Origin of the sequence: Adlercreutzia muris, assembly GCF_008831045.1 — a bacterium.
GTDB lineage: Bacteria > Actinomycetota > Coriobacteriia > Coriobacteriales > Eggerthellaceae > Adlercreutzia > Adlercreutzia muris.
In genome coordinates this window covers 1-522 of the sequence record NZ_WAJS01000093.1, presented here as the reverse complement: position 1 = coordinate 522, position 522 = coordinate 1, and the positions used below count along the sequence as shown (strand labels likewise).

Sequence of the window (522 nt, the reverse complement as noted above, 5' to 3'; positions counted from 1 at the left end):
GATCGGGAGTCGGCTCCGGTTCCGGATCAGGCGTGGGCTCGGGGTCCGGCGTGGGCTCGGGGTCCGGGGTTGGAGCCGGATCGGGCTTGTCGGTCCCACCGCCGGATGGCCCTCCCGGCGTGTTGGATCCGTTAGTGCCGCCCGAGTTCGAGCCGTTGTTGGTCCCGTTCGCGCTGTTGGAATCGGTGTCTTTGCCCTTCTTGTCCGAGTCTTTCGAAGTATCCTCGCCCGAAGAGCCGGCGGTGCCCCCGATGCCGTACTTCGCATCGGTATAGGCCTTATACGGCGGATTGGCGGCATTGGCGAAATCGACCGCAGGCTGTCCTTCGAGCACCACGTTCATGAAGCTGGCAAAGGCGCTTGCCACCGTCACCGACGACGGGATTGATTCGCAGGAGTTGTCTCCAAAGTAATCGCGACGGTCGCCAAGCCAGAAAGCCACCGACATCTGGGGCGTCACGCCGCAGAACCAACTGTCCTTGTAATCGTCCGAGGTGCCCGTCTTGCCTGCGACAACTTGCC

At 63.2% G+C, this 522-nt stretch carries 1 pseudogene; it reads right to left on the bottom strand.

Going from position 1 to position 522, the window contains the following annotated elements:
• Positions 1-522 (bottom strand): annotated as a pseudogene (locus tag F8D48_RS11825) (transglycosylase domain-containing protein); the annotation flags it as partial.